The organism is Parvibaculum sp., from assembly GCF_049651025.1.
GTDB lineage: Bacteria > Pseudomonadota > Alphaproteobacteria > Parvibaculales > Parvibaculaceae > Parvibaculum.
Genome location: NZ_JBASBH010000048.1, coordinates 1 through 6,731 on the forward strand (window position 1 = coordinate 1; position 6,731 = coordinate 6,731).

At 59.8% G+C, this 6,731-nt stretch carries 7 protein-coding genes; 3 read left to right on the plus strand and 4 right to left on the minus strand.

Annotated features, from left to right (window positions below; all coding sequences use genetic code 11):
- A partial coding sequence (locus tag WA943_RS06090; protein WP_424468964.1) for an arylsulfatase occupies nt 1-2,186 on the minus strand: 2,186 nt, incomplete at its 3' end.
- A gap of 117 nt (nt 2,187-2,303) precedes the next feature.
- Nucleotides 2,304-2,873 (minus strand): histidine phosphatase family protein, encoded by a 570-nt coding sequence (locus WA943_RS06095; RefSeq protein WP_424468965.1) that lies wholly within the window; start codon nt 2,871-2,873, stop codon nt 2,304-2,306.
- A gap of 135 nt (nt 2,874-3,008) precedes the next feature.
- On the opposite strand from WA943_RS06095, the gene WA943_RS06100 reads away from it, so the two are divergent.
- On the plus strand, nt 3,009-3,374 hold the full coding sequence (locus tag WA943_RS06100; protein ID WP_424468966.1) for a DUF4870 family protein: 366 nt from the start codon (nt 3,009-3,011) through the stop codon (nt 3,372-3,374).
- A 73-nt stretch (nt 3,375-3,447) separates the two neighbouring features.
- Here the strand turns inward: WA943_RS06100 and WA943_RS06105 are convergent, their stop codons facing one another.
- Entirely contained in the window at nt 3,448-4,212 is a 765-nt protein-coding gene (locus tag WA943_RS06105) for an outer membrane protein (protein ID WP_424468967.1), read from the minus strand.
- Nucleotides 4,213-4,372: 160 nt separating this feature from the next.
- A complete protein-coding gene (locus tag WA943_RS06110) occupies nt 4,373-5,929 on the minus strand; it encodes an acetyl-CoA acetyltransferase (RefSeq protein ID WP_424468968.1) in 1,557 nt (518 codons plus the stop codon).
- Nucleotides 5,930-6,070: 141 nt separating this feature from the next.
- On the opposite strand from WA943_RS06110, the gene WA943_RS06115 reads away from it, so the two are divergent.
- Nucleotides 6,071-6,421: a hypothetical protein gene (locus WA943_RS06115; RefSeq protein WP_424468969.1), complete on the plus strand. Its 351-nt coding sequence runs from the start codon at nt 6,071-6,073 to the stop codon at nt 6,419-6,421.
- 44 nt (nt 6,422-6,465) lie between these two features.
- Nucleotides 6,466-6,731 (plus strand): hypothetical protein (locus tag WA943_RS06120; RefSeq protein ID WP_424468970.1); only part of this gene is annotated, 266 nt, incomplete at its 3' end.

The following is a 6,731-nucleotide window of genomic DNA, read 5'->3' on the forward strand; positions in this document are numbered from 1 at the left end:
GTGTGGAGCTTGCCGGGATAGGCAAAAGGCTCCTTATAGGCGTGGCTGACCGGCGAGAGGCTGCGGCCGATATCCATGCCGGTGCTTGAAATCAGGAACAGCAGGGTACGGATCGTTCCCTTTGCGACGAGCCTACCGTCGATGGTGAGTTCGACTTCGCCGCTGCCGTCAGCCTGACGATTGACGGCGACGTCCAGCTTGTGATGGCCGGGCGTGAGCGCCGTATCGCTGACGACGAGCGTATGCTCGTGGAAGGCGTTGTAGTCGAAATGAAGGCGACCATCTTTCAGATAAAGAACGAAGCCGGAGTTGATGCTTCCACGCGCGATGAGGGCACCGTCGCCGCCTTTCGCCGGGTGCTCGAGATCGACGGACATGGTCCAGCCGCGCGCGACTGGCGGGCATACGTCAGCGATCATGTGCGAGACGGGCGGATGATAGACGAAGCGTGTCCGCGAGGTCGGCATGCCCGGACGGCGCGAGGCCGCAAAGAGCATGAATGCGCCGCGATCGTCGAGCGGCAGGACGCCATGTTTCTCGGCTTCCTTCCACCAGAGATCGACCATCGCCTTCAGGCGTTCGGGGTCTTTTTCCGCGAAGTCGTCATGTTCGGAAAAATCCTGATCGAGATTGTAAAGTTCCCAGCGATCTTCATCGAAGGGCTTGCCGGATTCGTGATGCGTAACGGCTTTCCAGCCATCCGCCCAGATGCCGCGATGGCCGAGCATTTCGAAATATTGCGGGCCGCGTGACAGGGTCGCGCGCGGGTCTGACAGCACCGGCTTCAGGCTGACGCCATGCACCGGCATTTGCGGCACGCCGCCAACGATGCTTGGCGTTTCGATGCCGATGATGTCGAGCACCGTCGGCGTGATGTCGATGGCATGGCAGAATTGCGGGCGGATGCCGCCCTTGTCAGCGAGCTTGCCGGGATAATGCATGATGAGCGGATCGCGCACGCCGCCGCCATGCGTGTTCTGCTTGTACCATTTCAGCGGCGTATTGCCCGCCTGCGCCCAACCCCATGGAATGTTGCTGTGGCTGTTCAGGGTTCCGATATCGTCGAGGCGTTCGACTGCGGTATCGATATTTTCCTTGATGCCATTGAACCATTTCATCTCATCGAGAACGCCGGTCGCGCCACCTTCCTGGCTCGCGCCATTGTCGGACATGAGGATGAAAAGCGTGTTGTCCCATTGATCGATCGACTTCAGGAAGTCGATGAGGCGGCCGATCTGCGCATCGGTATGCTCAAGCATGGCCGCGAAGGCTTCCTGCAAGCGCGCGGCAAACTTCTTCTTATTCTCTGAAAGCTCGGCCCATGGCTTCACGCCGGGATTATGCGGTGCAAGCTTTGTGTTCGGCGGGATGATGCCCATTTTCTTCTGGCGCTCGAACCATTCGGCGCGGGCGACGTCCCAACCGGCATCGAATTTGCCGCGATATTTGTCGAGGTAGGATTGCGGCGCCTGATGCGGCGCGTGCATGGCCCCGAAAGCGAGATAGAGGAAGAATGGCTTTTCAGGCACGAGCGAAGTCAGATCGCGAACCATGCCGGCCGAGCGATCAACGATATCTTCCGAGACGTGATAGCCCTCTTCCGCCGTCTTGGGGATGTCCACGAAATGATTGTCGCTGGTGAGTTCAGGATAGAACTGATCGGTCTCGCCTTGCAGGAAACCGTAATAGCGGTCAAAGCCCTTTTGCAGCGGCCAATTGGTGAAAGGTCCGGCTGCGGAACATTCCGACATGGGCGCTAGGTGCCACTTGCCGGTAGCGAAAGTGGCATAGCCGTTATCGCGCAAGATTTCGGCGAGCGTCGCGGCGCTCTTGGGAACGGCGCCGCGCATGTTCGGGAAGCCTGTGTCGAAATTCGAAATGCCGCGCATGCCTACCGAATGGGGATTGCGTCCCGTGAGCACGCTGGCGCGCGTCGGCGAGCAAAGCGCCGTGGTGTGGAAGCCGGTGAAGCGGAGGCCGTTTGCAGCGAGCGCATCGATGTTCGGCGTCGCGATGGTCGAGCCGTAGCAGCCGAGATGAGAAAAGCCGGTATCGTCGAGGACGATCATGACGATGTTTGGCGCACCGTCGCGGATTTTCGAGTCCGGCCACCAGGGCTGCGATTCCTGAACCGTGCGTCCGATGACGCCGCCAAACTCCTCGCCCGATGGATGCTTATAGCTCATATCGGCCTCCCGCCTTTTTGATGGACTCCATTAATCCTGAGCTTAGGCAGATGGCGCGGCAAGCGGAAGGGGGCGTTTAATGAATTCCGTATTGCGGAACGAACGCCCCCATGTCCCTCAATTCACCTTGGTATCGGCCTCCTCGCCGCGCTCCTTCAGTGTCAGGATTTTGCCATCCGTCTCGAAAACCGTCACCGAGCAATTGTCGGGGCGGAAGGAGATGACGCGAGGATCGTTGGTTGCCGTGCTCGCCGCGACATTGATCGCAACGAAATGGCTGAAGATCACCGTGTCTTCCGTCAATTCCAGAAGAGCTGCGGCAACGCCTTCGCGCCAGCGGTTGAGGTCGAGATGGCCTTGCGTGGGGAGACCCTGCTCCCACGTGCCGGACATGAAGTTGCGCAGCCATTCGCCGCGTGCCTTCAGATCTTCGATGGGCGACGGGATTTCACCGACGCGCAGGTCGATGCGGGGTGTTTGCGCCCAGGTGCGCGCCAGAGGCTCGCCGGTTTCGCGGCATCGGCGCAGCGGCGAGGAAATGAGCGGCAGCTTCTTCCCAGCGCGGGATTCGATTTCGCGCGCGACGGCTGCCGATTGCGCGCGGCCCTTGTCGCTGAGGCCGGGGTCCATGTCGGCGTCCCAACCTGAGGCAGCTTCGCCGTGGCGGATCATATAGAGGATGGGCATTTTGTAGTTCCTCGCGCGTTCGAATGGCTGATGGGCTTTTGTCCGCGAGGTGGACGCCATTTGCAAGGCGGATAGTCAGATGACGCTTCAGAGGCTAGCCTTTGGTTACGGCGATTCATCTCAAGGAAACACAGCATGACCGACACCTCCACTCCGCCAGCCGTGCAGCCCGCTTCCGGCGATCTCGACGGGGCGAAGCTCGTCTATATCCTCTATTTCATCAGCTTCGTCGTCGGCATCACCGGCATTGCCGGACTGATCGTCGCCTATCTGAAACGCGGCAGCGCAAGCGCCGTGGCGGCATCGCACTACACCTGGCAGATCCGCACCTTCTGGATCGGCCTGCTCTATTCGGTGCTCGGCCTCATCTCCATGTTCATTCTGATCGGCTGGCTGATCCTCGTCGCCACGGTTGTCTGGTTCCTCGTGCGCTCGATCAAGGGCTTCCTTGCCGCCGGCGAAGGCCGCGCGATCGAGAATGTCGACACATGGATGTGGTGAGACGAACCGCAAGCTCTGTAACGTGAATCAGAAGGCCCGGATCAGATCCGGGCCTTTTTCATGCGCCGCCCATTCAGAATGTGTAGTTGACGCCTATGCGGACGATACTGGAATTCAGATCGGCTGCATGGCTGAACGGCGCGGAGGATGGACCAGATGCGGCGAGCACCCCGCTCGACATCATGCTGCCAAAATCTGTATACAGATATTCTGCTTTTGCCGACCAGTTGCTGGTTACGGCATATTCCAGGCCGGCGCCGAGCGCCCAGCCATATTTGGTCTTTGAGGCGGAACTGGATTCAGCAGCGCCAAGGCCGAAAGTGTCGCTGAATGAGTTGCTGTTCTTCAATTCGGTGACGGCAAGACCACCAGTCACATAGGCCAGAAGATTGTTTGCCGCATAGCCGACACGCGGACGAAGCGTAAGCAACCAGTCGGCATTGACGGCCTGATGCAGCGTGAAGGTGCTTGGCGCGAATGCCGGATACAAGGTCGTAACAGTTCGGGATTCATTCAGGTCGTATGCGTCGAAGTCACCCTCAACGCCGAAGACCACATTGCCGCTCTGCCAATTGAAGCCCGCCTGCGCGCCACCTGTGAATCCGTCCGGGTGCACCTTGGCGACACCGGATGAATTGACCGCGGAAACGCTTGAGCCCGCAAAATAGGTGCCTGCCTGAGTGGATGTGCGCGTATCGGCATCACCCCAGACATAGCCCGCATTCGCCCCGACGTAAGCGCCGGTCCAATCCTTTGCTATGTTGAACTCATCGGCGCTCGCCGTGCCTGAAGTTACAAGCGCCGCAACCGCCACACTTCCAAGCGAAAACCTTTTCATGTTTCCCCCCCAACCCGATGAAGCGTTGAGTTGGGGGGAAGTCTAGTCACCCGACAAATGCCGCGCCACGATAAATCTCGGCGGCATCGAGAGAAAAACCCTATATTTTACAATACACTAAAGGGTTCACGATCCGTGTTTTCGTCTCAGCAGCCATGCGTTATTCCGGCGTGAAGATGTTCACATCCTTGCCGAGTTCGACGGCGGGCGTGACGGTGCCGGAGCGGCCGAGTTGTTCGCGGGTCATCATGTCTTCAAGCGTCAGCTTGTCCGACGGCGTATGTGCGACGAAGCGAGCGCCCGTGTCGTTCATGCGGCCGAAGAGAACCGCGAAATCGGGGCCTTCGCGACCGTTGACGACCGCATAGGTTTCGATCTTCGCCTTGCCCATCGGCTGCTCGGCGACTTTCGGATGAGCTTCATTGTCGATGATGCTCTGATAGGAGGCGGGCGCTTCGCGCTTCCACGAACCGGCCACCGGGTCGGTCGAGTAGAGGCCGAGGCCGTGCTTCGTCACGTACCAGCCATTCGAGGTGACGAGACCCTTGGTGCCGCGTTTGGCGCGGAGCTTTTCGATCATGGTCGCGATGGAGAGCATGACGTAGGCGTTGCCTGCGCCGCCGAAGTAAGGCAGGCCACCCGTCACCGTGAGCGGGCGCTTGTCGCCTTCGGGAATGCCGAGCGCATCGCGACCGATCTGCACGGCGGAGGGGAAGCAGGAATAGAGATCGAAATAATCAATATCCGAAATATTCCAGCCGGACATGCCGAATGCCTTCTCGCCCATCATCTTGATCGCCGGAGACGAGTGGAAGTTCACGCGCTCGGTCGGGAACCAGATGTCGTTGGCGTCGGCGCAACCGTGGAGGAAGACCCATTTTTCCTGCGGGATGCCAAGCTCACGCGCCTTCTTCACCGACATCATGACAACGGCCGCGGCCTGATCGACCTGCATGATGGCATTCATATACTTCGTGTACGGAAAGCCGACATAGCGGTTATCGTCGGTCGGCGTGGCGATTTCTTCAGCCGTGCGGGCGATGGGGAACCATGCCTGCGGATGCTTGGCGGCGACTTCCGTGAAGGGCGCCATGAGCTTGCCGATTTCGAGCTGGTGTTCGCGGACGCTGCGCTTCTTCTGGCCGCGAATGGCGTTCTCGAACAGCGGGTAGATGTTCACCGGGAACTGGAGCTTGTGCGCCTTTTCAACCGGCGTCACGCCCTCGCGCTCATAGCCGATATCGATGCGCTCGCCGCCCGGCTCGTCATGCCAGGGAAGCATCTTGCCCTGCCCCAACGCGCGCATCATGGTCGCGAAGGCTTCGGAGCCTGCGACCAGCGCGATGTCGGTTTCGCCATTGGCGATCAATTCGGCGGTGTGGTTCACCAGCATTTGCGGCGTGTTGCCGCCGGTGGGGCCATAGCAATTCTTCGAGGCATTGGCGCCGAGCATGTTGCCGAGCGACTTCGGCGCATTGCCATAACGGCCAAAGGGAAGGCGGCGCGAATCCGGGCTGTCGGTGATGAAGCGAACAACGGTGATGTTATCGACCAGCGGCCAGAGCTTGTCGCCGAGACCGGCATCCTTCGCCGCGAGGCGGGCTGCATCTTCCATCAGATGGAGCGGCGACTTCGCCTTCTCGACATCCTTTTCCTTCTGCACGAGCTGGCCGACGCCGACAAGGACGGGGGTGCGATCTTCGGGTTGAACGGCCATGCTTCTTTACTCCCTGAGTGCTGTCGCCATGCCGTTTAGCTCGGCGGGCTAATTCGTTGATCGCGGGAGAATAAGGCGTGTGCCTGCGATGTCCAGCGGGGCGATCGAGACCGGGGCTTCCGTTACGTAAGACGAACACTTATGTTGCAAACCATGCGCGATCTTGTGATCCGAAGCCTTGTCCTGCTCATGTCGCTGATTTTCATTTGCGGCAGTGCGGAAGCCCATGCCGGATCGCCTGCGGCAGAGGCGCAGGCAGGGCACCACCAGATGCCGATGCCGGACAAGCATCACAAGGCGCCTGCGGAGAAGATCAATTGCTGCCTGCCCTGCCTCAATAGCTGCCCCATGGGGCCTGCCAGCCTTTCAGGATCGGGGCTTGTTGCCGATGCACGGTTTGCGACCGCAGCCGTCTTGCTGCCCCATGTCGTAACGCCGCCGCTCGGCGCGGCCATTCATGTCGATCCGCGACCTCCAAAACTGATGGCCTGAGTCCACTGAATTTCGGTCTCACATCAGTTTGAAGGATTCATAAAGTGAAATTCCCAACAGGATTTACCGTGGGCACATTGCTGCTCGCGCCGCTGACACCCGCCTGGGCGGCGGAAGACCATCAAGGCCATATGAATATGGATGAGATGGAGATGCAGATGGAAATGAGCGGGGCATTTGGCCCCAATGCCGCGCGCGAAGCGTCCGGCACATCATGGCAGCCGGATTCGACGCCGGGCGACGGGCTTCATTTCACCGCGGTCGACTGGACGGCCATGGCGCATGGTTTCATCAACGGCGTCTATGACAA

Excerpts from the sequence above, each read along its gene's own strand:
- WA943_RS06105 (WP_424468967.1), bottom strand. The coding sequence starts at position 4,212 with ATGAAAAGGTTTTCGCTTGGAAGTGTGGCGGTTGCGGCGCTTGTAACT.
- WA943_RS06115 (WP_424468969.1), top strand. The coding sequence starts at position 6,071 with ATGTTGCAAACCATGCGCGATCTTGTGATCCGAAGCCTTGTCCTGCTC.
- WA943_RS06100 (WP_424468966.1), top strand. The coding sequence starts at position 3,009 with ATGACCGACACCTCCACTCCGCCAGCCGTGCAGCCCGCTTCCGGCGAT.
- WA943_RS06110 (WP_424468968.1), bottom strand. The coding sequence starts at position 5,929 with ATGGCCGTTCAACCCGAAGATCGCACCCCCGTCCTTGTCGGCGTCGGC.
- WA943_RS06095 (WP_424468965.1), bottom strand. The coding sequence starts at position 2,873 with ATGCCCATCCTCTATATGATCCGCCACGGCGAAGCTGCCTCAGGTTGG.